Genomic DNA, 26,276 nt, shown 5'->3' with positions numbered 1-26,276 from the left:
ATTACCGACTATATCGTGGGATATTACAGCGCACTCAGGCCGCATGAATATAATGGTGGGTTGCCACCAAACGAATCAGAAAATAGATACTGGAAAAACGCTAACGCGGTGGCCAGTTTTAGTTGACTACTACATTTCTGAAATTTGTCACGCCTTACAACGGCAGCTATCGACGCCCCGGATCTCTTTCCGTATAGTGTCAGCAATTTTGTTGCCTGTAAGGTCTTATATGATTATTAGCCTGATTGCCGCTCTGGCGGTAGATCGTGTGATTGGGATGGAAAATGCCATGCCTTGGCACCTTTCCGCCGATCTGGCCTGGTTCAGGCGTAACACGGTTAATAAACCGGGCATCATGGGGCGTAGAACGTTTGAGTCCATCGGTAAGACGCTGCCGGGAAGACAGAATATCGTGTTAAGCAGCCATCCCGGCGATAACGACACAGTGACCTGGGTGATGACGCCCGCGCAGGCGCGGGCGGCGGCGGGTGAGGTGGCTGAGGTGATGGTGATCGGCGGCGGTAAGGTCTACGAGACGTTTCTGCCCCAGGCCGGGCGACTTTATCTGACCCATATCGACGCTGAAGTGGACGGTGATACCTGGTTTCCCGACTATGAGCCGGATGAATGGCGCTCTACCTTCAGCGCATTTCATGACGCCGACGAGAAAAATACCCACAGCTACTGCTTTGAAATTCTGGAGCGACGCGTTTGATGCCAGACCCTCCCGGCGGGGCCGCCCCCCCGCTGGATTTGGAACACCGCCAAATCGCCGAATTGTCAGGCCGTTAAACCGCCTGAGTCAGGGGCGTGGACCCTCAGGCGCTGATGAGGTTTTCGACGCCGGTTTCGTTCTGACGGTTCGAGGGTACGTGGGTAAACGCCTTGTCTTTCCAACGCAGTAGGGTCAATTCGCCGCCCCAACAGCAGCCGGTGTCAAGCCCGTAGATGTGCGCCGGCGTTCCCTGGCCCATCAGCGAGGCCCAATGACCGAAAACAATGCTATAGCGCTCAGACACCGGCCCCGGTAGCGCGAACCACGGGCGCAGCGGCGCCGGCGCTTTTTCCGGCGTGTCCTTGCAGTTCATTTCCAACTGACCGTTGGGGAAGCAGTAACGCATGCGGGTAAAGACATTGGTGCTAAACCGCAGACGCGCCAGGCCGCTTAGCTCAGGGCTCCAGTTGTTCGGCATATCGCCGTACATGGCGTCGAGGAACAGCGGATAGCTGTCGCTTTTTACCGCCGCTTCCACCTCCCGGGCGCACTGGCGCGCCGTGGCGAGATCCCACTGCGGCGTGATGCCGGCATGGGCCATGACCAGTTTTTTCTCTTCATCTACCTGCAGCACCGGCTGACGGCGCAGCCAGTTGATTAATTCATCAGCGTCTGGCGCTTCCAGCAGCGGCGTGATGCGATCTTTCGGCTTATTGCGGCTGATGCCGGCATACACCGCCAAAAGATGGAGATCGTGATTGCCCAGCACCAACCGTACGCTGTCGCCCAGACTGCGTACCAGACGCAGTACCTCTAGCGAACCAGGCCCGCGCCCGACCAGATCGCCGGTCAGCCACAGCATATCCACCGCCGGATCGAACCGGACATGCGCCAATATGATTTTCAGCTCATCGTAGCAGCCGTGAATATCACCAATTAAATAAGTCGACATAGTTAGTTTATAAGAGAAGGAATCGCCAGGCGGAAGACGGGGATGGCAACGTGAAATCCCTGTCCTTGGTCATCGACCATATCGTAATGGCCTTGCATGGTACCCAGCGGGGTTTCCAGCACCGTGCCGCTGGTGTATTGAAACTCGCCACCGGGCAGAATGCGCGGCTTTTCGCCGACGACGCCCTCCCCCTGAACCTCTGTTTCCTGACCGTTGGCGTTGGTGATCAACCAGTAACGTCCTATCAGCTGCACGGGGTGCCGACCCAAATTGCGCAGCGTGATGGTATAGGCAAAGACATAACGATCACTTTCCGGCTGAGACTGCGTCTTGATGTACATGCTCTGAACCTGAACACAGACACGGGGCGAGTTAATCATCAAAGCACTCCTGTTAGTTTTGTGAAACGGGGCGCTCCGCCAGCACGTTGGCTAAACGGCAATAATGCTCAACGCTCACATTTTCCGCGCGCAGCGTTGCGTCGATACTCTGTTCCATCAGCTGTTGCGCGCTAAAAAGATCACCCAGGCTATTACGCAACGTTTTGCGGCGCTGGTTGAACGCCAGGCTGGTCAAGGTGGCGAGTTTGCTCAGATCCTTCACCGGGGACGGCAGCGTGGCATAGGGTACCAGCCGCACCACCGCCGAATCCACTTTCGGCGCCGGCCGAAACGAGGCAGGCGGCACTTCCAGCACCGGGATGATCTGGCAGTAATACTGGGCCATGACGCTTAACCGGCTGTAGGCCTTACTGTTCGGGGCGGCCACCAGTCGGTTGACCACCTCTTTTTGCAGCATGAAGTGCATATCGCGAATGGCATGAGTATAGCTGAAAAGGTGAAACATAAGCGGCGTGGAAATATTGTACGGCAGATTGCCGAAGACTCGCAGCGGCTGCCCCCGTTCGGCGGACAGCGCGGCAAAATCGACCGCCATCGCGTCCTGCTGCACAATGTTCAGCTTGGACTGTAAAAAAGGATGGCTGGCCAGACGGGCGGCCAGATCGCGGTCGAGCTCGATAACGGTCATCTCATTGACGCGCTCCGCTACCGGCTCGGTCAGGGCGCCGAGGCCAGGTCCGATTTCCACTATTGCCTGGCCGGGCTGCGGATGAATGGCGGCAACAATAGCATCAATAATTGAGCTATCGTGCAGAAAGTTCTGGCCGAAACGCTTGCGTGCCAGATGCCCCTGATGTACGCGGTTATTCATTACGATGTTTTATCATGTCGATGGCGAGATTAAGCGCCGTTTTGATACTGCCGGCCTCCGCCTGACCCGATCCGGCCAGCTCCAGCGCGGTGCCGTGATCGACGGAGGTACGAATGAAGGGGAGTCCCAGCGTGATATTGACCGCCCGGCCGAATCCCTGATATTTCAGCACCGGCAGACCCTGATCGTGATACATCGCCAGCACCGCGTCCGCCTGCTGCAAATATTTCGGTTGAAACAAGGTATCGGCGGGCAGCGGACCGACGAGATTATAACCTTTGGCGCGCAGCGTATCCAGGGCTGGCGTTATCACCTCGATTTCTTCCCGGCCCATATGGCCGCCTTCGCCAGCGTGCGGATTCAGCCCGCAGATGTAGATGCACGGCTGTGCGATGCCGAATTGTTGCTGCAGATCGTGGACCAGGATCGTTATGACTTCATCAAGGGACTGGCGGGTGACGGCTCCCGGAACCGCCAGCAGCGGCAAATGGGTAGTCGCCAATGCGACGCGCAGCGATTCGGTAGCCAGCATCATCACGACCCTTTCGCGGCCGCTGCGCTGGGCGAAATATTCCGTATGGCCGCTGAACGGCAGGCCACCGTCGTTGATGACCCCCTTATGTACCGGGCCCGTGAGCAACGCCGCGAACTCACCGTCAAGGCAGCCATCGCAGGCGCGGGCCAGCGTTTCGATCACGTAATGACTGTTGGCGACGTTGAGTTCACCGGCGATGACCGGCGCCGGAGCCGCAATGGCCAGCACCGTCAGCTCGCCGGCCGGCCGCGGGGTGGCCGGTTGTTCAGGCCGATAGGGGTGCAGCCGCAGCGGCCCAAGCTGCTGCGCCCGCGCCGTCAGCAGTGCGGGATCGGCGCAAATGACCAGTTCTACCGGCCACGCCTGCTGGGCCAGCGCGGCGACAAGGTCCGGACCAATCCCGGCGGGTTCGCCGGGGGTGATGACAATGCGTTGATTACTGCCCATTGCTATCAAGGATTTTCACGTAAGCGAACGCGCGCTGCTCCTGCATCCAGGTTTGCGCCTCTTCAGCGAACTTGCGGTTAAACAGCAGTCGGTAGGCGCGATCTTTCTGGGCAGCGTCAGTACGATCCACCTGGCGGGTGTCGATAAGCTGAATCAGATGCCAGCCGAAAGAGGAGTGCACCGGCGTACTGATTTCCCCTTTCTTCAGATGCATCAGCGCGTCGCGGAACGCCGGATCGAAGGCATCGGCCGAGCTCCAGCCCAGATCGCCGCCCTGATTTGCCGAGCCCGGATCTTCGGACAGCTGTTTGGCGGCGGCGGCGAAGCTGATACGTCCGCTCTTGATTTGCGCCGCGATATCTTCAAGCTTGGCGCGGGCCTGCTGGTCGGTCATCACGACGGAGGTGCGCAGCAGAATATGGCGCGCATGCACTTCGGTGACCGCCACTTTCTGATCGCCGCCGCGGATGTCGTTAACTTTCAGAACATGGAAGCCGACACCGGAACGAATCGGGCCGACAATGCTGCCCTTTTGAGCGCTCTGCAGGCGCGCCGCGAACAGCGATGGGAGCTCTTCCAGTTTCCCCCAGCCCATCTGACCACCTTTCAGCGCCTGGGCATCAGCGGAGTAAGTAATTGCCAACTTACCGAAGTCGGCGCCGCTTTTGCTTTGCTCGACAATTGAGGTGGCCAGCGCTTCCGCTTTGTCCAGTTGATCCTGCGTCGGGTTCTCCGGCAGTGGAATAATGAGGATATGGCTGAGATTATATTCGGCGCCGTTGCCGGTCTGGGCGGCAATCTGTTGCGCCAGCGACTCGACTTCCTGCGGCAGGATGGTGACGCGACGGCGGACTTCACCGTTACGCACTTCGGCAATCAGCATCTCTTTGCGGATTTGCGCGCGATAGGTGTTGTAGTCCATGCCGTCATAGGCCAGACGGCTGCGCAGCTGATCGAGCGACATATGGTTCTGGGCGGCGATATTGTTGATGGTCTGATCCAGCTGCTCGTCGCTGATGGTCATATTGGCGCGCTGGGCCAGCTGCAAGATGATGTTATCCATAATCAGCCGGTCGAGGATCTGGCGGCGTAACGTCGCGTCGTCCGGCAACTGTTGGTTGGCTTCCTGAGCGCCGTGTTTCACCGTGGACAGCATATTGTCCACTTCGCTTTCCAGGACGACGCCGTTGTCCACCACGGCGGCAACTTTATCTACAACCTGCGGCGCGGCGAGCGCGCCGTTGGCGCACAGGGCGAGGGCGAGGATAAACGTTCTCCAGTTTTTCATAACTTTTCCATATATATCAGCCGCGTATGCGGATTAAGTTCAATGTTTGCGTCGAGACTGCAGCCTTAAAACGCCCGCTGATAGGGCAGAATGCCGGAGGCCAGCATCTTGTCCGTACCCAGGCCATAGTTGCTGCTCAAACCGCGCAGTTCAATATTAAACGATACTTTGTTGTCGTACTGGCTGGAGCTGTCGGTGTTGTTCCAGCCGGTAATTTTCCGCTCGTAGCCCACATTGATAGCCCAGCAGCAGGTGTTGTATTGCAGGCCGACCAGTTGGTCCGCCGGCTGATTCGCCTTGGTATCGTAATAATACGCCCCAACCAGCGCCCAGCGGTCCACCAGCGGCCAGCTGCCGGTTACCCCCACCTGCGAAATGCCCTGCTGATAGCCGGGATAGCTAATATCGGACAGCATCTGCTCAATATATTGCGGGCTGGCGTAACGGTAATTCAGCTGCAGGATGCAGTTTTCGTCGCGCCGGTACTCCAGCACCGCATCGCCCAACGCAACGCTGTTCAGCCGGGAGTCATACTGCAGGCCGCCGCGGACCCCCCACTGATTGCTGATACGCCAGTAGCTATCCCCCGCCCATACCACGGTGCTGGTATTATCATAATTATCCCAGGTGCCGCTGATATCACCAGTACGGGGCCGCGAGAAGTAGTAGATTTGACCCACGGAGGCGTTAAATCGTTCCACGCGCTGATCGTCATAAATTCGGGTGGTGACACCGCCCGCCAATTGGTTGGCGGAGGAGATGCGGTCCAGGCCGCTGTAAGTTCGATCGCGGAACAGACCGGAGTAGTCGGTTTGCAGGATGGTGGAGTCATAGACGCCGATATCGTTCTGGTTGCGATAGGGCACATACAGGTACTGCAGGCGCGGTTCCATCGTCTGGCTGTAGTCCAGTGCGTAATCCATATCGCGCTCGAACACCATCTTGCCGTCGGTTTTGAACTGCGGCAACACGCGGTTTACCGAGCCTTTCAGATGGCGGCCGGTGCTGGTGTTTTCATTGTATTCGTCGATATTTTCCTGCTGATAATGCGTGGCCATCAGCTTGGCTTCGGTATTTAAGCTGCCCCAACAATTGGCCCGCGGCAGGTTGAGCGTGGGCTCAATGTGCAACCGGGCCGCTCCAGGGTAACTGTTGTTGACGTTGGTGAATTTGGCCGCCTGGCTAAATACTTTGAAGTCAAACGGACCAACGTCGTTTTTATGGTAGGTCACATCGAGCTGAGGCGCGGCGCGATAAGCGTCGCTGCTGTTGGTGTCAAAGACCTGGAACTGTTTGTACGACAGGGCGGTGTCCCAGTTCTCGTCGGCATAGCTGAAACTAAATTTCTGCGTGGCGTAACCGTCGGTGGTGCTACCGTATTTGGAAACCAGATCGTCAAAGTAGTTGGAGTCGCTGACTTTGGTGTAATCGACGTTAAAACGCCACACCTGATCCATGACCCCGTTGTGGCGCCAGTAGAGCAGCCAACGATCGCTATCGCCGTCGCTGGCGTGCTCGTTGCTGTAAACCCGGTCTTTAGGCAGCCAGTCGAACTCCACCAGCCCTTCGCCCGGCGTGATGAGGTAGCAGAACTCGGTCTGGATCTGGGTACCGCGTTTACTCATGTAATTCGGCGTGATCGTGGCGTCATAATTCGGCGCCAGATTCAGGTAATAGGGCGCGCTGAACTCGAAGCCGTTGTTGCTACCGTATTTGGCATTGGGGATAAGAAAGCCGGAACGGCGCTTGTCGCCCACCGGTATTTGCAAATACGGGCTGTAGAACACCGGCACTTTGCCGATTTTAAAGCGCGCGTTCCAAATTTCGGCGACCTGCTCTTCGCGGTCGTGGATGACCTCCGATCCCACAACGCTCCAGCTGTCGTCCCCGGGCAGACACGAGGTGAAACTGCCGTTTTCCAAAACCGTATAGCGGTTATCGCCGCGCTGTTTCATGGTATCGGCGTCGCCGCGGCCTTGTCGGCCCACCATCTGGTAGTTGCCCTGATAGACATCCGTATCTTTGGTATTGAGATTGGACCAGGCTTTCGGCCCCTGCAGCTTGATCTCGTTGCTGGAATAATTGACATTCCCCGTGGCGGTGACGGTACGCAGCGGCGCGTTGTTCTGCTCCTGGCGCTGCGTGAGCTGCACTTCATCGGCGGTGAGCGTGCTGTTGCCCTGTTCGATATCCACGTTGCCGCTAAAAAGCGCATGTTCGGGATAATTCGCTGCGGCCTTGTCGGCTTGAATATGCACCGGCAGCGAATTGGCATCCCCGCTGACCAGCGGTTTGGTATAGGCCGGCACGCCCAACAGGCATTGATCCGCCAGATCGGCCAGCGCCTGCTGGCTATAAAGAGCGGACCCGATAAGGCTGGCCAGCAGTGTGGGTAAACATTTTTTCATAAGCGTTTTTCAGGTGTTCCGTCATCCAGGGCTCATCACGGCAAACGGTCAGAGACTATATCACTCACCAGCGTTGCGCCAGTGTTAAATCCTGCCGTTTCGCCGCGCACCGTTAGGCTTAGCGTTAAATGACAGGTATGGTAAAGCAATTTTGTACCGACGGCATGATGAATTGAGGAGTATATGCGTTATTGGGGTAGGCTGTTGAGCGTTATTCTGACTATCTGGGCGGGCGGCGGTTTTTGGGCAGTGGTGCTGGGCCTGTTAATAGGCCATATGGTGGACAAGGCACGGGGCGCCCGCGTGACCGGTCCCGGTTATTTTTCCGATATCAACAAACCCGGCAAAACGTTTTTTTCCGCACCACGTTTCAGGTGATGGGCCATTTAACTAAATCCAAAGGGCGGGTTACCGAGGCAGACATTGTCAACGCCAACAAGCTGATGACGTGGATGCAGCTCAATGATGCGCTGAAAAGCACCGCACAGAAGGCGTTCCGCGAAGGGAAAGATAGCGATTTTCCGCTGCGCGGCCGGCGGCGCGAGTTTTGCCAGGTCTGCTTTGGCCGTTTCGATCTTATTCGCATGTTTTTGGAAATTCAGATCCGGGCGGCTTTCGCCGATGGCTCGCTGCATCCCAACGAACGGCAGGTGCTGTACGTTATCGCTGAAGAGCTGGGCATCAGCTGTGGCCAGTTTGATCAGTTTCTCAGCATGATGGAGAGGGGGCGCAGTTCGGCGGCCAGCAGAAGTCTTATCAGGGCGGCTACCGCTAGCCGGGTCGGTCGCAGGGTCCAACGCTGGAAGACGCCTGTAAAGTGCTTGGCGTCAGCCCCCAGGACGATGGTCCGACGATTAAGCGCGCCTACCGCAAGCTGATGAGTGAGCATCATCCCGACAAGCTGGTGGCGAAAGGCCTGCCGCCGGAGATAATGGAGATGGCCAAACAGAAGACCCAGGCGATTCAGCAAGCCTATGATTTGCTGAAGCAGGAGAAAGGGTTTCGCTAAGCGGAGCGCTGCGCTGGCCGATGGGTTAACCGCCGCGCTATCGCGCTTAGAGATCCACTTCACAGTGAAAATGAATAAACGATCCGTAGTAGGGATGGGTGATGGCCAGCGTTCGCGCGTGCAGCAAGAGCCGGGGCGCCATCGCTTTGGTTTCAGGCGTGGCGTAAAACCCGTCGCCCAGGATGGGATGACCCAGGGACTGCATATGTACCCGCAACTGATGCGAGCGGCCGGTTCGGCCAGTCGCAAATCAGCGGCAGGTCAATGTCGCCTTCATCGCAGGCGGGATGCCCGTAAACGCGGGCAATATAAATTTTGCGCGGCTCACGCTTTGCGGACTTGGTCATCGCCACCAACAGTACGCCGCTGGTGGCCATATCCAGCCGGTGTACCGATTCCGCCTGGAGGAAATCCGCCTGAATCCGCGTCATGGCGCTGTCTCTGTGCTCCGGCGCCCGCCCGGGCACCGACAATAACCCGCTCGGCTTATCTTATTGACCGCCATGATGTGGGTATCCTGATAGAGGATATGCAGCCAGAGCGTTTGCGGGGGATGATAAGGTTCCATGCGGCTCCGGGTGATCCCGGCGGCAATGACCGCCGGGAAGAGGTTGCGGTTTATTGATGTGTCACCACGATAAGGCGGATCGCGTTCAGACGCCAACTGCCCTCATCAAGGTGCCGGAGCACCTGACAGCGGTTTTCTGCCACCGTCTCCAGCTCGTCGTCGCGGATAGCCGGGTTTGACCGCCCGCAGCGCCTTTAGTCGGCTCAGCTTAGCGCTGAGGTGAAGATCCGCCGGCGCTCGCGCCTCATCAATCAGCGCCCGGGCCTGTTCAGCGACCCGGGGGCTCGCGGTGCGTGAGCATCCCCATGCACCTCCGGCTGAACCGCGCTGACCAGTTTGCTGGCGGTATGGCGCTTCACGGCATTCAATTGACGGTTAAATTGTTCAAACTCCACCTGCGGCGCCAGGTTGGCGCCGTTTTTATCCAGCATCAGGCGGCAGCGGGGTAGCGGGCAGAAAGCGATTAAGCTGCAAATTACGCGGGACCTGGGACTCCACCACGTAAATCAACTCCAACAACAGGGTGCCGACCGGCAGCGCCTTGTTTTTCAGCAGCGACAGCGCGCTGTTGCCGCTTTCGCTCGACAGGACCAAATTGAGGCCGTTACGAATGATCGGGTGTTCCCAACTGATAAACTGCGTCTCTTCGCGCGCCAGCGCCTGATCGCGATTAAAGGTAATGGTACAGCCCTCTTCCGGCACGCCGGGGAAATCAGGCACTAGCGTATGATCCGGCGGTTTGAGCACCAGGAGATTGTCGCTGCGGTCTTTCTGACTTATGCCGATGATATCGAACAGATTGAGGGCAAAATTCACCAGTTGGCTGTCGTTATCCTGCTCGGCAAGAATCTGCGCCAGGAGGCGCGCCGGACCGCCGCCGTTGGAGTGCAGCTCAAGCAAGCGGTCGCGGCCCTGCTCCATTTGTGCCTTCAGCGCATCGTGCCGCGCGCGCGGCAATCGTGGATAAACGCCGTCAGGCCGGTAAGCGCGCCCGGCTCTCCGCCAGGTAGCATTGCAAAAGCTGATAGGTTTCGTCATACAGCGCGCGGCCGGTGGGGCAGGTATGCTCGAAGGCATCCAGTCTTTCATGGTACCAGCGCAGCAGCATTTCCTGTGCCGATTGCTCCAGATAGGGGATATGAATCTGGATATCCCGGTTCTGGCCGATGCGGTCCAGACGACCGATAGGTTGCTCAAGCAGATCCGGATTAAAGGGCAGCTCGAACATCACCATCTGGCTGGCAAACTGGAAGTTGCGGCTTTCGGAACCGATTTCCGAGCACAAAAGTACTTGGGCTCCGTCTTCTGCGGAGGCGAAATACGCCGCGGCACGGTCGCGATCCACCAGCGATAACCCTTTATGAAACACCGCGGCGCGGATGCCTTCCCGTTCGCGTAACACCTGCTCCAATTGCAGCGCCGTGCCGGTATGGGCACAGATCACCAGCACTTTCTCCTGCCGCTGGTCGAGCAGGAAGTCTACCAGCCACTGCACACGTGGGTCGAAATTCCACCAGCTTGCATTTTGCCCCTCAAACTGTTGAAAGATCCGCTCCGGGTAGAGCAATGTGGCGTGTGCGCTCATCCAACCCCTGCTTGCCACCCATGATGCCGGCCACTTTCAAGGCCGTCTGGTACTGCGCGGGCAGCGGCTCGTCGTTCAGCAGCAGCGCCACGGTATCGGCCACCGGTCGGTAGCGCTGCTGTTCGTCGGCAAAGGCCTGGTAGTCATGAAAACAGTTCGGATCCAGCAGGCGCAGACGGGCGAAATGGCTTTGCATGCCCAACTGTTCCGGCGTGGCGGTCAGCAACAGCACGCTGGGGATATGGTGCGTCAGCCGTTCAATCACCTGATATTCGCGGCTGGGGGCGGTTTCGCTCCAGGCCAGGTGGTGGGCTTCATCCACCACGAGCATATTTCATTTTGCTTCGGTCAGGTGCGTCAGCCGCTCTTTATTGCGCCGCACGAAATCCAGCGAACAAAGCACTAACTATTCGGTTTCAAAGGGGTTGTCGCTATCAAGCAACGATTGGCTGTAGCGCTCGTCGTCAAAGATGAAAAAATGTAGATTAAAGCGGCGCAGCATCTCCACGAGCCATTGGTGCAGCAGCGATTTAGGCACCACGATCAGGACGCGCGGGGCGTAGCACGGGCCCACCTCGGCGGCGATATGTAATTGATGGGGATAAAGCTTGCGCGAATGCCACGCAGGGCATTCCACGGCGCGCGAAACTGCTCGCTGTAGGACTTGCGCGCGCGGTAGCGCAGCACGAAACGGTCCATGCGGTCGATCTGGCCGGCCAACAGGTGATCCTGCGGTTTGCTGAAAGTCAGTTTGCTGTCGAGCAACACCTTGCGCAGCGTACAGCCGGTTTCGCTGTTATCCAGACTCGTCCCGATGTAGGTCAGCAGGCCCTCTTTTTCCTCGATAATGTCGATAAGCAGCTGCCAACCTTCGTGGCTGGTAACGGTATCACCGGGATTAAATATCACCCGGGTAATCGGGGCGGCGCTACGGGCGTAGAGGCGGTTTTCACCACTGGCGGAAAACAACAGGGTCACCATGCGGGCGTCCTGGGCAACGACGGTACCCAGTCCCAGCTCGTTTTCAGTATTGCTTATCCAGCGTTGACCTAGCATAAATGGCATAAATTCTCGGCTCAGTGTTGTATTGGGCTAAATTACTACCGGCAATAGCACGGCTGGCCGTGGCAGGCGCAAGCCTGAAGTACACGGCGTGAAACGGGGTCAGAGGTTAACATTACGCGTTGAGGGCGCTATGGTAATAGATGGCGATGGCGACGTCACCTGTCAATCGGCCCGTCAATCAAAACAATTTCATTTAACCTGATATAAGGGTAGCAAAATCATCCTGCATAAAGGGCGGGAACGCGTCCGCCACCGCCTGCAGCTGCTTGCTGAGGTAATGATCATAATCCGGCGGGCTCAGGCGGCATTCTAGCGACTCCGGGCCGGCGGTGGTCATGATATAAGCTTATCCAGCCGCCGTTTTGATATTGCTGCGGGCGGTGGTGGCGCTGATTATAATCGTCGGCGATGCGTGCCGCGCGGGCCTGGGGCGGGACGTTGCGCTCGTAATCGCCGGGTTTGCGCCGCAGCCGTTTGCGATAAACCAGCCGATCGTCGAAGCTGCCGTCAAGCGTTTGGCGCACATAATCGCACACAAAAGACTGATAAGGCTTGCGGCGAAAAATGCGCTTATAGAGTTGCTGCTGAAACTGCTGGGCCAGCGGCGTCCAATCACCGCGAACCGTTTCCAGCCCTTTAAACACCATCCGTTCCCCTTGCTCGTCCTGTACCAGCCCGGCATAGCGTTTTTTACTGCCCAGCCCCGCGCCGCGCGGATGGTCGGCATGAGAAACCGACTGAAATGCGTCTCGAATTCCAGTTCCAAGGCGCTGTCGAGATCCCACTGCTGGCGCAGATGGTCTCGCCACCAGTCGTTGATTTTGCTTACCAGCGCCTGACCGATGGCCGCCGCCGCGTCCTGTGCAAAGGGGCGTTTGAGCCAGACGAAAGCGAAATCGGTATTGCCGTAAATAACCGGATAACCCTCCGCCTCGATAAGCTCCCGCGTCTGTTGCATGATGGCGTGGCCGCGCAGGGTGATGGAGGAGGCCAGCCGGTTGTCGAAAAAACGGCAGCTGGGCGCGCCCAACACACCATAAAAAGCGTTCATGATGATTTTCATCACCTGAGGCAGCGGCGGCGTTATGGTTGCGTTAGGCGCGCTCACGGCCCTGCCAGAGCTGGTCGACGATGGCCGGCAGGCAGTGATGCCGGCGCGAAAAGCGCGCACCGGCGAAACCCGCCAGCCCTTTAATCAACCCGACCGGGTCTATCAAAAACGTGCGGATGATGGAGGGGTAAAGGCTTTTGTAGTCCAGCACCAGCACCGAATCGTACAGCCCGGGACGGGAGTCCATGACATAACCGCCGGGGCTGGCCTGCGGTGCCACGTCCCCGAGGTTGGACGCGACATAACCGGCGCGGTGCATGCGCGGCATATACAGCCACCTGAATGCCGTCACCGATCCGCCGTTGCGATCCGCCGCAAGTCCGGTGACCGTCGTCCGCTCCAGCAGGAAGGCCAGCAGCCGGGTTTGGGCAAAAATGCGCGTCACCAGCTCGCAGTCTGTCAGATTATAATGCGCCAGACCCGGCGGATCCTCGCGATACAGACGATCGATTTCATCCATGCGATCGTAAGGTGTGGCGGATAGCCTTGCCCTCCCCGAGCAGCGTCCTCGCCACGTGCTCCAGGCTGAAGGAAGAGAATTGCCAAAAGGCGGACTTCAGACCGTCAATACCGTCGATAATCAGACGGCCCGCGGCGGCGGCGTAAAAATACCCTTGCTTGAAACCGTGTTCACGTTATTCCAGCGCCTCGCCGCCGCGGCCGAGGCGTAAGGGCAACCCGTAGCGTTCGGCGTGCTTTTGCAGCATGCGCAAATCGAACTGCACCAGATTCCAGCCGATAATGGCGTCGGGATCGTGCCGGGCGAACCAGGCGTTAAGCCGTTCAATAAGGCCCTTGCGGCTGGGGACGTATTCAAGTTGCATTTCCGGCCGCGTCGCGGGGGGCCCACCCGGTTCACCTAGCATGTAAACCTGATGCTGGCCGCAGCCGTGCAGGCCGATACAATAGAGCTCGCCGAAGCGGTTGAATAGAGCTCGCCGAAGCGGTTGGTTTCGATATCCAGCGACACCAGCGACAGGGAGGGGCGGTAATCCGGCGCGGGCTTCAGCCGCGCGTCCCGCACCTGACCGTCGGCATAGACGGTTCCATCGAACAAAACCGGCGCGGTAATGAATCACCACCATGGCAACCCAGAGAGGCTTCCGGATGGGCGCTGGCTCGCAGGCAGGCTCATGAAAGAGCTGGGGCTGGTCAGTTGTCAGCTAGCGGCTCACAAATACAAACGCGGCGGCAATGAACACGTTGAAATACCGAACCATCTCAACCGCCAGTTCGCTGTAACGGAGCCAAACCAGGTATGGTGCGGCGATGTGACGTATATCTGGACCAGGAAACGCTGGGCATACCTTGCGGTTATTCTTGATCTGTTCGCGAGGAAACCGGTGGGTTGGGCTATGTCGTTCTCCCCGGACAGCAGACTGACCATCAAAGCACTGGAAATGGCATGGGAAACGCGTGGTAAACTAGCCGGAGTGATGTTCCACAGCGATCAGGGTAGCCACTATACGAGCAGGCAGTTCCGACAGTTGCTGTGGCGTTGCCGGATCAAACAAAGCATGAGTCGGCGTGGTAACTATTGGGATAGCAGTCCGATGGGGCGCTTTTTCAGAAGTCTGAAAAACGAGTGGATACCGGTAACGGGCCACATAAGCTTCAGCGAAGCAGCTCATAAAATTACCGACTATATCGTGGGATATTACAGCGCACTCAGGTCGCATAAATATAACGGTGGGTTGCCACCAAACGAATCAGAAAATAGATACTGGAAAAACGTTAACGCGGTGGCCAGTTTTAGTTGACCACTACACTTGGAACCGAGGCGGCAGGCGTGGTGAGCAAACTCGGACCCGGCGACCGGGTGGCCCACGCCCAATCCCCACTGGGCGCCTACGCCACCGTGCACAATGTGCCGGCGGATAAACTGGCCCAATTACCTAGCGCTATCTTTTTTAAACAGGCGGGCACCGCATTTTAAAAAGGCCTGGCGGTGTTTTATTTGCTACGCCAAACCTATGAAATCAAGCCGAACGAGATTTTCCTGTTCCATGCGGCCGCCGGCGGCGTCGGGCGCATCGCCTGCCAGTGGTCGAAGGCGCTGTATGCCAAAATGATAGGTACCGTCGGCAGCGCGGAAAAGGCGGCGTTGGCAAAACAGGCGGGCGCCTGGGAAACAATTAATTACCGCGAGGAAAATGTGCCTGAACGCGTCGCGGCCCTAACCGATGGAAATAAAGTGAACGTAGCTTACGATTCAGTGGGCAAACACACTTGGGAAGCTTCTCTCGACTGCCTGCGCCGCCGCGGATTAATGGTCAGTTTTGGCAACTCTTCGGGACCGGTCACCGGGGTGAACTTGGGGATCTTGAACCAAAAGGGCTCGCTGTTTGTCACGCGCCCGTCGATAAATGGCTATATCACCGATAGCGCCAGCCTGAAACACGCCGCCGATGAATTGTTCAGCATGATCGCCAGCGGGGTGATCAAAGTCGACGTGCCAGCAGAGCAGAAATTCGCTCTGTCTGAAGTACAGCGGGCGCATCAGGCGCTGGAGAACCGGCAGACCAATGGGTCGCGGCTGCTGATCCCATGAGGAAAAGCGCCGCCGGGACAGGGGGCCGTCACCTGTCGCCGCAATGAACTTCTGCTGAATAAACAACGCGCTTCCCGAAGGAAGCCTGTCACAGACCGCTATGGCATCACATACCGTAAAAATGTAGGGGCAGAGCAGAAATTACCGGACCATGCAGCTAACCACCGCTATTATTATCCGGTAACGGTGAAATCAATGGGTCTAAGCGCGTTTATCCTAGCAGCCCACATTAAGAAAAAAATATCATCTGGGGCAGGAAAACTCCAAGCTGCGATCCACGCCCCATTTTTGTATCGCTGGGTCAGCGCAGGCGGGCGCGGGCAAGCGGGAATTAAACCGCGAGCGCGGCGGCGCCGGTTTCTTCAGCGCACGCCAGACCCAGGCCGCCGCCACCGTCAGCAACAACCACGGCAGCAATTTGACCGCAGTAACGAAAAGCCCGGCAAACAGCATCATCAGCGACCCCGACACCAGTACACCAAGCACGGAAATACCGGTCAATACCAGCATCAAAAAAACCCGATGACGAAGAAAATTTCCAGCATGGATGACTCCTCAATGGCAAATGGCAGGGTAGCGCCCGCCGCCGCGGTGATAATGGATCTCAACAGTTTAATACAAGAAGCATACCAGGTTGCAATGTGGCTAACCCCCCGATTTCGCTGATCAGGCCCAGCCGCAGGGTGTCGAGACTTGGCGGTTTTAACCACTGTTTAGTCATATTCGCCACGAATTATCCCGGCCTGCGCACGCCGGCTAGCCCCCCCGGCGCAAGTGTCCCCACCGCCCGAGCCCGGATCCTGACCGCATTTGCGGGCATATAACCCCAGCAGCAACGAATCAAGCTCAATAACGGCCACCGTTTCAGGCAGCGCCCCGGCGGCAATAGCCTGCCTCCCGTGCCTGATGTTCCGCCCGCTGCAGGCAGGACTCCAGAGGTTCATCGCCGGGTAGTATAATGGTATCTACGCTGCCGCTGACCTGAGCAATGGCGACACCGGTGGTGTTGGCGACGCTAGCGTAGGGCGGGCGTATGACCTCAGAAGCGCCTTTGAGGTGCATGGGAAGTAATGCCGCGCCGCCGCCCACCAGTATGACCGGCATATCATCCTGGCTGGTATTCATATACGCGCGAGGCACTTTTCAACCATGGCCACATAATGTTCTGCCGCCTGGGTTACCATTGCAGGGCACAGATGGGCGACCAGAGCGGCATCTCCAATGTCCGCCCAGCCACGGGCCACCGCGATATCGGTGACCGTCAGGGTATCGCCGCCAAATACCAGCGCCCGCTGCGGTAAGGCATAACCCACGCTCTCGGGCCCGACGCTGATAGCGCCGTCGGCGTTCAGGATTACCACCGATCCGCCGCCAAGGCCGATAGACGCAATATCCGGCATGCGGAAGTTAGTACGCACTCCGCCTATCTCAGCCGCCATGGCAGACTGCCGGGGAAATCCCCCGCACAAAGCACCAACGTCGGTAGTCGTGCCGCCCACATCGACCACCAGGGCCTCTTGTGAATTGGAGAGTCTGGCGGCGCCCCGCAGGCTATTCGTCGGATCGGAGGCGATAGTCAGGATCGGGAACATCTGCGCCTGATGCAGCGGCATCAGCGTACCGTCATTTTGACCGAAAAACAGCTCGGCAATAATTCCGCGCCGCGCCAGCGTCTGGCGAAAACCATCGGTAAGGGTATGCGCCACTCCACTTAGCGCCGCGTTAAGCACCGTAGCATTTTCCCGCTCCAGGAGACCGATGGAACCAATTTCAGATGACAGGGACACCGGTGTTTTCACCCCCAGGATCTCCCGCGCCAGGGCTGCAACCCGCTGCTCCTGCTCGGCGGCGACGGGCGAAAATATACCGCATACCGAGACGGCACGCACCTGCCCCCTTACCGCCAACAGTTGCCGGCGGGCGGCCTGTTCATCCAGCGCCGATAATATCTCGCCGTTATATTGATAGCCGCCGGCAAGGGTAAAGAGCCGTACCGGCAGACGCGCGCGAAAATCGGCCGGCATATCGGTTAACGGCGGCACCGCCAGCGAGGCCGGCGCACCGAGACGGAAATGCGCCACCGGCTGCAAGCCTTTACGCTCAACAATAGCATTAGTGCACTGCGTGGTGCCGAGCATTGCCCGGCGTATGGTCCCGCGATCCACTTCAACCTGCGCCAGCACAGCCGCGATCGCCTGATCAATCCCCCGCATGACATCAGCGCTCGTCGGCTGTTTGCTATAAGCGATAATTCTTTGCTGCGCATCAAGCAACACCGCATCCGTATGGGTGCCGCCGACATCGATTCCCAACGACCAACTCATACGCGCTCCTCCCTGTAGCGGGGGCCGCCAGCGTTTCGACCGGCGTATAGTCATCCGGATAGTGAAAATACCGCGGCCCGCACACCTCGATTCCCCGCGGCGTACGCCATTTTTCATGGGCGGGAACGCCGAGCGCCACCACACGCATCCCGTAACAAAGCCTCTCCCCCAGAATTGGCAACCCCGTTTCTTCATCAAGGAGAATAATCAAATCCGGCGTCATACACAGCGCCTGGTCCTCTCGGCGCGCCAAGAGATATTCATTTTGAAAAAGCACGTCAAAGCGGCTGTCCTTATCGTCATCAACGCCGACAAAACAGGCAGTACCGTAGTTGAAACCGCCCTCACTACGCTGGTTGATCCGGTTGGCTTTTCCTCGAAACAACACGATGCCTTGCAAAAGCGTCGCGAGGGTTTCAATAACGTTGCGGCGGCCATCTCGCGCCTGCTGAACCTCGACGCCAATGCGCCACATCAACCTCAACGTGCCCGTAATTCCTGAAACCCGCGCCTGGTCGACCGTCACCGGATAACCGGCAAAAGCGGCGGAGCCGCCCATGTTTACCGCAACGGCGCGGGCCAGTTTCTCTGCCTTGAGACTGTCTTGTGCCTTGAACAGTGCGGCATTCGCATTTTCATCCACGACGGCGAACGGCGACGCATTGATGCCATCCAGATAAAACGTGGTCATTTGAAATTCGGGAAAAGCCCGCCCCATGACATCGACATCCGCTACCGGCAGCCCGAGAATACAGGCCGAGGCCAGCGGCAACAGTGAATTGATACCGCCGGTTTCGATCGGGTAGATGGCAGATAAAGGGCGGCCCATATGCTCAGCGATATACTGACAGGCCAGCAGCGATTCCTGTCCGCTCGGTAACTTTTCCATCATGATTGTCCGCGAACCTATCATGCCCGTCGCCAGCAGCAATGCCTCAGGCTGAAGCTCGTCTAGTGTCACTAATTGGATGGGGCCGTGTTGGGCAATGGCCCGCTGTGCCATGATTTTGCCGATATAAGGATCGCCGCCACCGCCGCTGGCAAGAATAGCGGCGCCGTAACTGATGTGCTCAATTGCTTCATGATCCAGCTATTTCATCTCACGACCTCCCCATTATCTGCACAGGCGTTGACGCCCTATTCTCCGGTGAAATACGTATGGTGTTAATATACGCTGGCGTGCGTATAATGGGCATGACATTAATATTAGACATATTATAACTATTACCTTTGATAATCCCTTCCAAGACAAAGAAATTAAACCATAAATATATTCGACCTCACAAAATTTTTGCAATAAATCCACGAATTAAAATTTAATATTTGTTTTATTAAAAATAATGCTATTATTACAATAGCGGCATCATAGTCTTTCATCAACATTATACTATTGCTTGACTGATTATTTTCCGCACCTCAAGATGACTGATTGTTGGCCTGGCCCTTACCGATTGACGGCTGTGATTCTTTGCGTGTGACAAATTCGACCACGATGTAACTTGTTACACCGCCCTTCATTGAGCCTCCCCGCTTACTCCTCATTTAGGGGGTATCCTAGTAAGGCGGCTGGAACCTTTCGCGCCATCAGCGACCTGTCGTATTGACACGCGCTCAACATCATCCCACCCCTCAAGTGCCCCTTGCTTTGCGGGCTTACGGAATCGAAAGAAGGTGACATGCGGGTAGTAAAACAAATAAATTATTTATCACCTCATTAATAACCTGAGCCGAGAGAATATTACACAATGAGAAGTTCGGGCAATATTTTAACGCCGTTAAACATAAATTGATATGAAATCAGGCTGGATCAGAAATAACATTTGCGGTAAAAAATAGAACGGACATGCGGTATTTGCAAAAAGGACTTTATATGAACAGCGATTGCCTATCTCGCGATACTCAAGATAGCGTTATAGCACCGCAGCTGCTAATGCTATGGGAATCTTCCAGTGAGCCCTGGGGCGTCAAGGATCTTGATTCGCGCTATCTTTATGCCAACCATGCTTATTACGATCTGCTAAATATTAACCCAGCACTCTTCACCATCCCTGGTTGTTTCGATCATGAGTTACCGTCACCGGTGGCGGATTTTGCCTCTCATTTTCAACGCCACGACCGCTGCACTATCAAGCAACAGGATCGCCTCTGTTCCATCGAAATTCACTGTTACGGCCGGGAAAAGCTTATTCAACCTTATTTTTTCGATAAATATCCACTTTATCACCAGATTAGCCGAGAGTGTATCGGCTCCATTTTCCATGCGCGCAAAGTTGAGGACGTCTCGCTGCGAAAGCAGCTATGCGCTAAAAGCCCCGGCTATTTTCTGTTTTATCCGCCGGAACCGATCTTTACCAAAGGAGAATTGGACGTCATTTTTTTTGTTCTGCAAAACATGAGTAGCAAAGTCATTGGTCGTCATCTTGGCCTGTCGCACCGTACGGTGGAGAACAAGCTCCAAGGTATTTATCAGAAAGCGGGGGTACACTGTTTACGGCAGTTCAGCGAATACAGTAGGCACACCGGTTTTGACCGTTATGTGCCGCAAAAATTTCTGAAACCACTAAGCCAGCTATTAATGCCGGACGCAAGATAACGCTTTAATAACCACATCGATACCCGCACCAGGGCGGTGAGCGTGCTCGCTCAAATAGCGGCGCCACTGCCAGGCGCCCGGCATTCCCTGAAACAGTCCAAGCATGTGACAAGTAATGTGATCCAGCGCCGCGCCTTGGGACAGCTCGCGCTCGATATAAGGCAGCATCGCATCAATCACTCACTGCCGCCTGATTCGGCAATGGATCGGCATCGCCAAACAGTTCACTGTCGACCTGCGCCAGGATGCCCGGGTTTTGGTAGGCTTCCCGTCCCATCATCACACCATCAAGCTTTTGCAAATGTTTCCATGCCTCGTGCAGAGTTTTGATCCCGCCGTTAAGCATCAATCGGAGCGCCGGAAAGTCCCGTTTCAGCTGATACACGCGATCATAATCCAGCGACGGAATTTCGCGATTCTCTTTGGGGCTCAGGCCATTGAGCCATCCCTTACGGGTGTGAATTATGAATGTTTCGCAGCCGCCGCGCGTGGCGACGGTATCGATAAGTTCACACAAAAACGCGTAGCTGTCCTGCTCGTCAATACCGATGCGGGTTTTAACCGTAATCGGCAGCGTCACCGCCTCGCGCATAGCGGCAATACAGGCCGCCACCCGCTCCTTTTCTGCCATCAGTCAAGCGCCGAAACGACCGTTCTGCACCCGATCGGAGGGGCAGCCTACATTGAGGTTGATTTCATCATAGCCTCGCTCTTGTGCCAACTTGGCACATCGCGCCAGCGCATCAGGTTCGCTACCGCCCAATTGCAGCGCCAGGGGGTGTTCCGCGTCGTGGTAGGCCAAATAATCGCCTTTACCAAACAATAAAGCTCCGGTGGTCACCATTTCCGTGTACAACAGCGCGCGGCGACTTAGCTGGCGCCGAAAAAAACGGCAATGACGATCGGTCCAATCCAGCATAGGCGCAACGCTGAATCGGCCTGGTGCAGGCGTTATAGGCTCTGCCGAGATTGAAGTGGACGGCCGGCTGTTCTGTTGTAAGCGGTTTTCAAGCATGGCTGATGGTTTCACGTCTGTTCAAGCGACTAAATCCCCGTGCAGCACAGTGAAAGAGGGGACCGGCAGGGAAACTTCCGCTAGATTTTAACACAGAAAAGCGCTCGCCGGGGTTTAGTTCCCTGCTGGCGGGTGAACCTTTACCAAGTAGGGATGCAGACTCAAATCGCGGCACAGACTGCCCCGTATGAGCCACGCTCTGCGCCAAACAGGCAGCGCCGGCGCGGTGCGCTCGATGTGAAAATAATGTGATTATTCACGCCGGTTAAGCTGCCCACTCCGGGTACGACAGCCCTCAGTTCCCGGCGTCAGTGCACCTCGGTATCATAGCGCCCGCCTCGGTCAGGCACGATAATCAGTTAATGTGTAACGTAGCGGAAAGGCATTTAGCGCCCTTTATTCATACCTATACTCATGCATGGGTATTAAAACGGACGCGCGCGCCGCAATGATAATGATAATGTCTATGCCGTTATTAGCCACAAGCGGTAAGCTGCGGCGCAGTGAGCCTAAAACCTAATGCCAAGGAAATGGTTCCGTAGAGGATGTCTATTTAGAACAGTTATCATTGATGACTCACGCTGATATGTACCCACGCTAGCCGGATGCTTCCTTTTTTCACTCGGGAAAGTTTACTTTGATCCAGTGCTTATAAGGCCAAAGCGTCAGTAATACAGCCGCCTTGCATTCCTTATCACCGTTGCTGCCGCTCCTGCGGAATCACGCGATCAAGGCGTGTATACATTAACTTTGGCTAACCATCGCCAGGGGGCTGATGAGATCATTTTGTCCCAAATTGCTTACATGGCGTCCCAATACCCGATAGACGGATTTACAAAACGCTGAGTCTGTTCTATCAAAAGAAAGCTGGGCATTGAAAATGCATGTCGATGTTGTCCAAGGCAAAGGACCCATCTAATGCGTCAATTGTGAAACCTTATTTGCAAAACTGTGAGGAGTTTTTTGACTGCTAATAACGGCCGATTCGTATCATCGCCACCGCTTTGCGCGCCTTCGATATTGATGACAACGCGCACTGACGAGTGGTCTGACATGGTAGCCAAATAATAATCTCTTTTTCCCGATGGTGAAAAAGTTACCAGACTGAGCATTATGACAGCCTTTATCCTTGATCATTGTGTTTTTACCCGTAGCGCCATGCGATCATTATTAAATGAAAGTGATTTGGGAGAAAACATCTATACTATTAATAATGTTTTGAAATTAGACATGCTATGCCACAAATTAATGCTTGACATTGTCATTATCAGTCAGTGGTATATGCATATGCGGAATAATAATCGTATTCTCAAGGCATTAATCAAACGGCTGCCGCGCACGTTTTTCATCATTTTCATCGGTAACAAGAACATTATCTATAACGCGGTTATCCCCATCAAGAGTAATGTTATCGTGATCTCCAAGTTTCTTGCCGTTGATGATTTTAGTAAACTGTTGCCCATTTTCCGGTCAAGAAAAGTATTCTCTTGCCCCTACGGTAAAACGATGTGCACTGCTGCGATTCAGCAAGACTGAAAGACAAATCTTGGCCATGTGGATGGCTGGCGAGAACACGAAAGCCATCTGCGCACACTTGAATATTAAGGATAAAACGCTGTTGTCACATAAGATTAATATAAAGCGAAAAACAAACGCCGATAATAAACAGATTATTTATTATATTCTGAAGATTGCTGGAAGCGTTACCGATGATCTTTATGCCCGTCTATACAGCGCTTGAGCGAGCTTTAGTCGTGGTTTTTGTGTCTTCGTGGTAATATAGACAGAGAAACCGCAACCGGGGAGCATCATGAAAACAACGACTGAAAACCCTCTTCTCAGCCAGGCCGAAGAATTGTGCGAGCAGCGCAATGTCCGGCTGACGCCACAACGGCAGGAAGTCCTGCGGCTGATGTCTCAACAAAACGGTGCGATAAGTGCTTATGATTTGCTGGATTTATTGCGTCAATCTGAACCGCAGGCAAAACCCCCGACCGTTTACCGTGCGCTAGATTTTTTACTTGAGCAAGGTTTTGTTCATCGCGTCGAGTCCACCAACAGCTTTAGTACTGTGCCATCATTTCGAGGAACCTTCCCATGTTTCCGCTTTCTTTATCTGCGACCGCTGCGGTCAGGTGACAGAGCAGACCACGCAGGGCATAGACGAAATTTTACAACGTATGGCGTGGCGGCCACCGGCTTTACTCTCTCACATAACGTGGTAGATGTGCAGGCATGTCAACATCCTGACGCCTGTGAACATGACCACAGCGTGGCAATAAAAAAACGCTAGCATCCTCTTGCCGAATTTCTCTTCCCTGTAAAACAGGATGGCTATCCTGGGCCATTAGGCTGCTCAATAGCCCGCAAAATGACACAAACTTGTTGCGCAGGAATCCTGAATGGTCATCTCTTTGACCACAGTGCCTTATTATCGGCGCCAGGCTCTACCAGCCGCGGACCCGATTAAGTAGAATTGGTTTACCTGGCGCGGGTAGCTACGCTCAATCCAGTGCCTCTATTTCCCGTGGTAAGCATGTAGCTAAAAAAAAGGGGGTTAACGTCAGGTAAGGTAATTCGGGAAGATGAAATCTCCTCCGGTTTCAACCTATTGACGGCTTGTCTTGGCGGCAATTAATTTCTTAACAAGCAGCGTCATTTGCGTCGATGTTACAGGTTTATCTCAGACGTCTTCTATAATGAACCTATAAATATTTATTTATATCACTGGTGACAAGACACTCCCCTTTCATCCGTTCTGCGGCGTAATCCATTTTATTCAATCCCGCATCACAAAACAGACTGTCGAAACAACAAGCCATAAAATAGTTATATTAAATATTTATGGCATTCATATTAACGCTAATACAAAACTGTAAGTTCCACTCGACGTTAGTTGAAAATTGGCAATTGCAAAGGAGCAAAAAAATGATTATTGGAGTCACCAGTGACATTCATCAGGACGGTCAACGTGAGAATGACGTGTTAACCACATTATTAAATAATATGGTGAAGAATGGCGCCACGCCATTAATCATGGCAGGAGATATTGGGATGCACATGCTAAAAAAAATAAAGCACTATCGATTATAACTGATTGTTTTTCAGCAGAATTTTATAATTCCATAATGCTTATGTTGGGTAATCACGATGTACGAACAGATGTCGGAGAAGGTTTTTCTTTAGACCCAGTTTTGGTTAACTTATATCATGACTATTTGGATAAATTCGGCATCAAGTATTCTGCTAATACCATGTGTATTGATGCTTGATTTAATGACTATCACGTCTTGTGTTTGAATACCGATCTCGGTCTTAAAGACATGATGCATTTAAATGATGATTCAGTTAAATGCTTGAAGGAAAAACTGGCTGAAAACAGCGGTATTTATAAACCCATTTTTATAGTCACGCACCAAGCTTTTAACGCTTCGCATTAGAGAGCGGGCCTATTTGGCGGTTTTGGCGATCGAGATGAAATGTTGAAGAAATTATTTAGCGATTATCCGCAAATTGTCATGCTTAACGGTCACATACATAATGGCTTTAGCGTGATCGAATTTATTCAACGGTCTTATAACACGCTGGTTAAAATTCCCAGTTTGACCAGAGGAGAAAATAACGTTAAATCACCGGGTACCGGCTGCTTGATAAAAACAAGCCAGGATGGAATAATGTTTGAAGCATGGGATTTTTATGGCAATAAGAAACTTGCTGAATATAACTAGGTTATTAAGCTGCCACCCTTATCGGTATTGGCCAAAGAACTCGAGGAGATAGAAGCAAGTGAAAGCCAGGATCTGCTTGCCGAAGCATCGATGTTAATAAACAAAAAATATGTTGATGATATGCCTGACGGGAACGCTACCCAACAAGGGCAAAGTCATTATAATATTGATAAAATTTATGATGAGGAGACGTGGCAGCGTATTGAGGCGTTGCGGCAGGAGATGATTGACTATTTAGACGAAAAAAACGCTTATTCTCTGCCCATAAATAATGGTAAAGCCATCACGGAAGCGTCATTGCGTGCTGCATTGGAAAAACATGATCACATATCGATAAAAATGGTTAATGGTGGCTGGGCACCAAAAGTTCTTGTTCCTTCTTTGACCGACGTAAACAAAACACTTAAAATTGCCACTAACGTCATCTATTAGATGACGGTTTATTACGACAATAAAGAGGTCATTCTTAATACGGGAGAGTCCTTAACGTTAACCACCGGAGTGGCTTGGCATGAGGTGAATTCGCGATAACGGTCAGACAACGTTATTAGCGACGATAAAGTGAGACACCGCGTCTTCCCTATTCTTAGCGTTGAGCCTGTGGAATCAAGCGCCAAAGGACATTTTTGCGGGTAAAACGTTTTAAGGGGAAGCAAAGCGTTTCATGGCGCAGCGTGGAGGAAGGAAATTTTAGACTCAGAGTAGCGACAGGTGCGAAAACCGTTTGGATGAGCGTTGCAGGGTGGGGAAATTCTGGGATTGAAATCAGGCACATGTAGTGTAATGAAAGCAACATTTCACCTGTGGGTGTCTGACTTGTCTTATTCACTTATGGACACTTCGCCACTGAGAAAATATAGCAGACGTCCCGTAACAATGAGGCTGCTACCTGATGATTGGCGGAGAATTAAAACCTGATCAATGACGGCCGGGGAAGACGAATCATAACGTGAGGGAAGTGAAGTTTGTAGTGGTCAACTAAAACTGACCACCGCGTTAGCGTTTTTCCAGTATCTATTTTCTGATTCGTTTGGTGGCAACCTACCGTTATATTTATGCGGCCTGAGTGCGCTGTAATATCCCACGATATAGTCGGTAATTTCATGAGCTGCTTCGCTGAAGCTTATGTAGCCCGTTACCGGTATCCACTCGTTTTTCAGACTTCTGAAG

At 54.5% G+C, this 26,276-nt stretch carries 21 protein-coding genes and 10 pseudogenes; 11 read left to right on the top strand and 20 right to left on the bottom strand.

The window, feature by feature from the left end:
- Positions 1 to 126, top strand: a pseudogene (locus ACTBDU_RS09570) (IS3 family transposase); the annotation flags it as partial.
- Between the two features lie 106 nt (positions 127 to 232).
- Positions 233 to 715, top strand: coding sequence for a type 3 dihydrofolate reductase (gene folA / locus ACTBDU_RS09565; RefSeq protein WP_438806304.1), 483 nt, complete (start codon positions 233 to 235; stop codon positions 713 to 715).
- 103 nt (positions 716 to 818) lie between these two features.
- On the opposite strand, the gene apaH is transcribed toward folA, so the two are convergent.
- The 6 genes from apaH to lptD all read right to left on the bottom strand — a co-directional run bounded on the left by apaH (position 819) and on the right by lptD (position 7,557).
- On the bottom strand, positions 819 to 1,667 hold the full coding sequence (gene apaH / locus ACTBDU_RS09560; RefSeq protein WP_438806300.1) for a bis(5'-nucleosyl)-tetraphosphatase (symmetrical) ApaH: 849 nt from the start codon (positions 1,665 to 1,667) through the stop codon (positions 819 to 821).
- Between the two features lie 2 nt (positions 1,668 to 1,669).
- Positions 1,670 to 2,047, bottom strand: a complete 378-nt coding sequence (gene apaG / locus ACTBDU_RS09555) for a Co2+/Mg2+ efflux protein ApaG (protein ID WP_438806299.1) — start codon at positions 2,045 to 2,047, stop codon at positions 1,670 to 1,672.
- Between the two features lie 13 nt (positions 2,048 to 2,060).
- A complete protein-coding gene (gene rsmA / locus ACTBDU_RS09550; protein WP_438806298.1) occupies positions 2,061 to 2,879 on the bottom strand; it encodes a 16S rRNA (adenine(1518)-N(6)/adenine(1519)-N(6))-dimethyltransferase RsmA in 819 nt (272 codons plus the stop codon).
- The gene (pdxA, locus tag ACTBDU_RS09545; RefSeq protein WP_438806303.1) at positions 2,872 to 3,861 is read right to left on the bottom strand and encodes a 4-hydroxythreonine-4-phosphate dehydrogenase PdxA; all 990 of its coding nucleotides are present in this window, start codon (positions 3,859 to 3,861) and stop codon (positions 2,872 to 2,874) included. The genes rsmA and pdxA overlap by 8 nt, the downstream gene beginning before the upstream one ends.
- Positions 3,851 to 5,149, bottom strand: coding sequence for a peptidylprolyl isomerase SurA (gene surA, locus ACTBDU_RS09540; RefSeq protein ID WP_438806297.1), 1,299 nt, complete (start codon positions 5,147 to 5,149; stop codon positions 3,851 to 3,853). The genes pdxA and surA overlap by 11 nt, the downstream gene beginning before the upstream one ends.
- A 65-nt stretch (positions 5,150 to 5,214) precedes the next feature.
- Positions 5,215 to 7,557 carry an LPS assembly protein LptD gene (gene lptD / locus ACTBDU_RS09535; RefSeq protein WP_438806296.1) on the bottom strand — a complete coding sequence of 781 codons (2,343 nt, stop codon included), beginning with the start codon at positions 7,555 to 7,557 and terminating at the stop codon, positions 5,215 to 5,217.
- A 183-nt stretch (positions 7,558 to 7,740) separates the two neighbouring features.
- On the opposite strand from lptD, the pseudogene djlA reads away from it, so the two are divergent.
- Positions 7,741 to 8,566, top strand: a pseudogene (gene djlA / locus ACTBDU_RS09530) (co-chaperone DjlA).
- 46 nt (positions 8,567 to 8,612) lie between these two features.
- Here the strand turns inward: djlA and ACTBDU_RS09525 are convergent.
- The 8 genes and pseudogenes from ACTBDU_RS09525 to ACTBDU_RS09490 form a co-directional block, all read right to left on the bottom strand.
- A pseudogene (locus ACTBDU_RS09525) lies at positions 8,613 to 9,134 on the bottom strand (pseudouridine synthase).
- Between the two features lie 50 nt (positions 9,135 to 9,184).
- Positions 9,185 to 9,565, bottom strand: a pseudogene (locus ACTBDU_RS09520) (hypothetical protein).
- The gene (locus ACTBDU_RS09515; RefSeq protein WP_438806295.1) at positions 9,555 to 10,055 is read right to left on the bottom strand and encodes a hypothetical protein; all 501 of its coding nucleotides are present in this window, start codon (positions 10,053 to 10,055) and stop codon (positions 9,555 to 9,557) included. Before ACTBDU_RS09515 ends, ACTBDU_RS09520 begins: the two are co-directional and overlap by 11 nt.
- A 52-nt stretch (positions 10,056 to 10,107) precedes the next feature.
- Positions 10,108 to 10,629 carry a helicase-related protein gene (locus ACTBDU_RS09510; protein ID WP_438806294.1) on the bottom strand — a complete coding sequence of 174 codons (522 nt, stop codon included), beginning with the start codon at positions 10,627 to 10,629 and terminating at the stop codon, positions 10,108 to 10,110.
- A 37-nt stretch (positions 10,630 to 10,666) separates the two neighbouring features.
- Positions 10,667 to 11,050, bottom strand: a complete 384-nt coding sequence (locus ACTBDU_RS09505) for a hypothetical protein (protein WP_438806293.1) — start codon at positions 11,048 to 11,050, stop codon at positions 10,667 to 10,669.
- 75 nt (positions 11,051 to 11,125) lie between these two features.
- Positions 11,126 to 11,260, bottom strand: coding sequence for a hypothetical protein (locus tag ACTBDU_RS09500; protein ID WP_438806292.1), 135 nt, complete (start codon positions 11,258 to 11,260; stop codon positions 11,126 to 11,128).
- A 2-nt stretch (positions 11,261 to 11,262) separates the two neighbouring features.
- A complete protein-coding gene (locus ACTBDU_RS09495; RefSeq protein ID WP_438806291.1) occupies positions 11,263 to 11,784 on the bottom strand; it encodes a hypothetical protein in 522 nt (173 codons plus the stop codon).
- A 193-nt stretch (positions 11,785 to 11,977) separates the two neighbouring features.
- Positions 11,978 to 13,970 (bottom strand): annotated as a pseudogene (locus ACTBDU_RS09490) (DNA polymerase II); the annotation flags it as partial.
- On the opposite strand from ACTBDU_RS09490, the pseudogene ACTBDU_RS09485 reads away from it, so the two are divergent.
- Positions 13,970 to 14,655: pseudogene (locus ACTBDU_RS09485) on the top strand (IS3 family transposase); the annotation flags it as partial. The pseudogenes ACTBDU_RS09490 and ACTBDU_RS09485 overlap by 1 nt on opposite strands.
- A pseudogene (locus tag ACTBDU_RS09480) lies at positions 14,652 to 15,446 on the top strand (NADPH:quinone reductase); the annotation flags it as partial. The pseudogenes ACTBDU_RS09485 and ACTBDU_RS09480, both read left to right, overlap by 4 nt.
- A 342-nt stretch (positions 15,447 to 15,788) precedes the next feature.
- Here the strand turns inward: ACTBDU_RS09480 and pspG are convergent.
- The 4 genes and pseudogenes from pspG to ACTBDU_RS09460 form a co-directional block, all read right to left on the bottom strand.
- Positions 15,789 to 15,991: pseudogene (gene pspG / locus ACTBDU_RS09475) on the bottom strand (envelope stress response protein PspG); the annotation flags it as partial.
- A 319-nt stretch (positions 15,992 to 16,310) separates the two neighbouring features.
- Positions 16,311 to 16,571 (bottom strand): hypothetical protein, encoded by a 261-nt coding sequence (locus ACTBDU_RS09470; protein WP_438806290.1) that lies wholly within the window; start codon positions 16,569 to 16,571, stop codon positions 16,311 to 16,313.
- The gene (locus ACTBDU_RS09465; protein WP_438806289.1) at positions 16,568 to 17,770 is read right to left on the bottom strand and encodes a hydantoinase/oxoprolinase N-terminal domain-containing protein; all 1,203 of its coding nucleotides are present in this window, start codon (positions 17,768 to 17,770) and stop codon (positions 16,568 to 16,570) included. The genes ACTBDU_RS09470 and ACTBDU_RS09465 overlap by 4 nt, the downstream gene beginning before the upstream one ends.
- On the bottom strand, positions 17,712 to 18,818 hold the full coding sequence (locus ACTBDU_RS09460; protein WP_438806302.1) for a DUF917 domain-containing protein: 1,107 nt from the start codon (positions 18,816 to 18,818) through the stop codon (positions 17,712 to 17,714). The genes ACTBDU_RS09465 and ACTBDU_RS09460 overlap by 59 nt, the downstream gene beginning before the upstream one ends.
- 882 nt (positions 18,819 to 19,700) lie before the next feature.
- On the opposite strand from ACTBDU_RS09460, the gene ACTBDU_RS09455 reads away from it, so the two are divergent.
- Positions 19,701 to 20,363 (top strand): helix-turn-helix transcriptional regulator, encoded by a 663-nt coding sequence (locus ACTBDU_RS09455; RefSeq protein WP_438806288.1) that lies wholly within the window; start codon positions 19,701 to 19,703, stop codon positions 20,361 to 20,363.
- On the opposite strand, the pseudogene dusA reads toward ACTBDU_RS09455, so the two are convergent.
- Positions 20,343 to 21,378, bottom strand: a pseudogene (gene dusA / locus ACTBDU_RS09450) (tRNA dihydrouridine(20/20a) synthase DusA). The gene ACTBDU_RS09455 and the pseudogene dusA sit on opposite strands and share 21 nt — an antisense overlap.
- Positions 21,379 to 22,626: 1,248 nt before the next feature.
- Between dusA and ACTBDU_RS09445 the strand changes: the two are divergent.
- The 5 genes from ACTBDU_RS09445 to ACTBDU_RS09425 all read left to right on the top strand — a co-directional run bounded on the left by ACTBDU_RS09445 (position 22,627) and on the right by ACTBDU_RS09425 (position 25,538).
- Complete coding sequence (locus tag ACTBDU_RS09445; protein ID WP_438806305.1) at positions 22,627 to 22,914, top strand: hypothetical protein; 288 nt, start codon at positions 22,627 to 22,629, stop codon at positions 22,912 to 22,914.
- Positions 22,817 to 23,119: a LuxR C-terminal-related transcriptional regulator gene (locus tag ACTBDU_RS09440; protein ID WP_438806301.1), complete on the top strand. Its 303-nt coding sequence runs from the start codon at positions 22,817 to 22,819 to the stop codon at positions 23,117 to 23,119. Before ACTBDU_RS09445 ends, ACTBDU_RS09440 begins: the two co-directional genes overlap by 98 nt.
- A gap of 69 nt (positions 23,120 to 23,188) precedes the next feature.
- Entirely contained in the window at positions 23,189 to 23,671 is a 483-nt protein-coding gene (gene zur / locus ACTBDU_RS09435; protein WP_438806287.1) for a zinc uptake transcriptional repressor Zur, read from the top strand.
- 1,186 nt (positions 23,672 to 24,857) lie between these two features.
- Complete coding sequence (locus ACTBDU_RS09430) at positions 24,858 to 25,106, top strand: hypothetical protein (protein WP_438806286.1); 249 nt, start codon at positions 24,858 to 24,860, stop codon at positions 25,104 to 25,106.
- 27 nt (positions 25,107 to 25,133) lie between these two features.
- Positions 25,134 to 25,538 carry a hypothetical protein gene (locus ACTBDU_RS09425; RefSeq protein WP_438806285.1) on the top strand — a complete coding sequence of 135 codons (405 nt, stop codon included), beginning with the start codon at positions 25,134 to 25,136 and terminating at the stop codon, positions 25,536 to 25,538.
- A 542-nt stretch (positions 25,539 to 26,080) separates the two neighbouring features.
- Here the strand turns inward: ACTBDU_RS09425 and ACTBDU_RS09420 are convergent.
- Positions 26,081 to 26,276: pseudogene (locus ACTBDU_RS09420) on the bottom strand (IS3 family transposase); the annotation flags it as partial.

Origin of the sequence: Sodalis sp. (in: enterobacteria), assembly GCF_051710625.1 — a bacterium.
Lineage (GTDB): Bacteria > Pseudomonadota > Gammaproteobacteria > Enterobacterales > Enterobacteriaceae > JBPESN01.
This window is presented reverse-complemented; position numbering and strand designations above follow the sequence as displayed.

Excerpts from the sequence above, each read along its gene's own strand:
- apaH (WP_438806300.1), bottom strand. The coding sequence starts at position 1,667 with ATGTCGACTTATTTAATTGGTGATATTCACGGCTGCTACGATGAGCTG.
- apaG (WP_438806299.1), bottom strand. The coding sequence starts at position 2,047 with ATGATTAACTCGCCCCGTGTCTGTGTTCAGGTTCAGAGCATGTACATC.
- rsmA (WP_438806298.1), bottom strand. The coding sequence starts at position 2,879 with ATGAATAACCGCGTACATCAGGGGCATCTGGCACGCAAGCGTTTCGGC.
- pdxA (WP_438806303.1), bottom strand. The coding sequence starts at position 3,861 with ATGGGCAGTAATCAACGCATTGTCATCACCCCCGGCGAACCCGCCGGG.
- surA (WP_438806297.1), bottom strand. The coding sequence starts at position 5,149 with ATGAAAAACTGGAGAACGTTTATCCTCGCCCTCGCCCTGTGCGCCAAC.
- lptD (WP_438806296.1), bottom strand. The coding sequence starts at position 7,557 with ATGAAAAAATGTTTACCCACACTGCTGGCCAGCCTTATCGGGTCCGCT.
- ACTBDU_RS09515 (WP_438806295.1), bottom strand. The coding sequence starts at position 10,055 with ATGGAGCAGGGCCGCGACCGCTTGCTTGAGCTGCACTCCAACGGCGGC.
- ACTBDU_RS09505 (WP_438806293.1), bottom strand. The coding sequence starts at position 11,050 with ATGCTCGTGGTGGATGAAGCCCACCACCTGGCCTGGAGCGAAACCGCC.
- ACTBDU_RS09495 (WP_438806291.1), bottom strand. The coding sequence starts at position 11,784 with ATGCCATTTATGCTAGGTCAACGCTGGATAAGCAATACTGAAAACGAG.
- ACTBDU_RS09470 (WP_438806290.1), bottom strand. The coding sequence starts at position 16,571 with ATGAATACCAGCCAGGATGATATGCCGGTCATACTGGTGGGCGGCGGC.
- ACTBDU_RS09465 (WP_438806289.1), bottom strand. The coding sequence starts at position 17,770 with ATGAGTTGGTCGTTGGGAATCGATGTCGGCGGCACCCATACGGATGCG.
- ACTBDU_RS09455 (WP_438806288.1), top strand. The coding sequence starts at position 19,701 with ATGCTATGGGAATCTTCCAGTGAGCCCTGGGGCGTCAAGGATCTTGAT.
- ACTBDU_RS09445 (WP_438806305.1), top strand. The coding sequence starts at position 22,627 with ATGCTTGACATTGTCATTATCAGTCAGTGGTATATGCATATGCGGAAT.
- ACTBDU_RS09440 (WP_438806301.1), top strand. The coding sequence starts at position 22,817 with ATGATTTTAGTAAACTGTTGCCCATTTTCCGGTCAAGAAAAGTATTCT.
- zur (WP_438806287.1), top strand. The coding sequence starts at position 23,189 with ATGAAAACAACGACTGAAAACCCTCTTCTCAGCCAGGCCGAAGAATTG.
- ACTBDU_RS09430 (WP_438806286.1), top strand. The coding sequence starts at position 24,858 with ATGTTGAAGAAATTATTTAGCGATTATCCGCAAATTGTCATGCTTAAC.